1 protein-coding gene is annotated in these 1,096 nt (G+C 43.2%); it reads left to right on the top strand.

Features of this window, described 5'->3' with window-relative positions; all coding sequences use genetic code 11:
• Positions 1-269: 269 nt before the first annotated feature.
• A partial coding sequence (locus M595_RS27775) for a glycosyltransferase family 2 protein (protein ID WP_040484210.1) occupies positions 270-1,096 on the top strand: 827 nt, incomplete at its 3' end.

Here is a 1,096-nt window from a genome sequence, read left to right as displayed (position 1 = left end):
GTTTGACATTCTCAGATTTCCTGCAAAGACCGATTCTTTCCAATTTAGCCGACATTTAACCCCCTGTTATGACTCTAGAGACAAAAATTTTCTTCCTTCCTGAGTTGACCCTTGATCCGTACCCCAGAAAACAACGGTGTAAAATCTCAATGTTGTTGTTTTGCCAGCTTCCAATATGATTTTAGGTAAGTATTAAGAGTTAAATTAGATTATCCCAGGCCCAAGAAGTCTTGGCCAAAAAAATGATCAAGTCATCAGTTAAATCAGATATGAGACGATTGACATCTACACGAAAAAATTCATCTAACCCTAACCCAGATTATCATCATCACCGGGACTCAAGCCCCGAAAATCAAACGGTAGAAACCGATCCGATTGATCCTCACTCCCCTTTTCAACATCAAGTCGAACCGATGACCAATTCACCCTCAATTTATCAAGGACGCCGCCGAAAAGCGGCTGTAGTCCTCAGTATGATTTGGGGAGGAACAATCACCCTACATCTCGTTTCTTGGGGTTCGTGGTTCATTTTCGGCTTAACAGGGTTAATTTCGATTCATTCGTTGCGTATCCTGTTCACCCGATATCGTCACCCATCGTCTGATCAGACGGCAACAGGTGATCGCGACTATTGGCCCTTTGTCTCTTTGCTCGTGGCTGCCAAAAATGAAGAATCTGTGATTCACAATTTAGTCGAAAACTTGTGCAACCTCGATTATCCATCTGACTCCTATGAAGTTTGGATCATTGACGATCACAGCACTGATAACACACCCCTTTTATTAGATCAACTGGCGGAAAAGTTTGAGCAACTCAATGTTTTACATCGTCAAAATGGAGTCGGTGGAAAATCGGGGGCGCTCAATCAAGTTTTACCCTTAACTCAAGGTGAATTTATTGGGGTATTTGATGCCGATGCTCAAGTGTCCCCCAATTTATTGCAGCAAGTCGTTCCTCTGTTTGACAGCGATCAAATTGGTGCAGTCCAAGTCCGAAAAGCGATTTCTAACGCCCCTCTCAATTTTTGGACTCAAAGCCAAGCCGCAGAAATGGCACTGGATTCATTTTTCCAAGAACAGCGCATTGCCTTAGGAGG

The sequence above is a fragment of the Lyngbya aestuarii BL J genome, assembly GCF_000478195.2.
GTDB classification, from domain to species: Bacteria; Cyanobacteriota; Cyanobacteriia; order Cyanobacteriales; family Microcoleaceae; genus Capilliphycus; species Capilliphycus aestuarii.
This window is presented reverse-complemented; position numbering and strand designations above follow the sequence as displayed.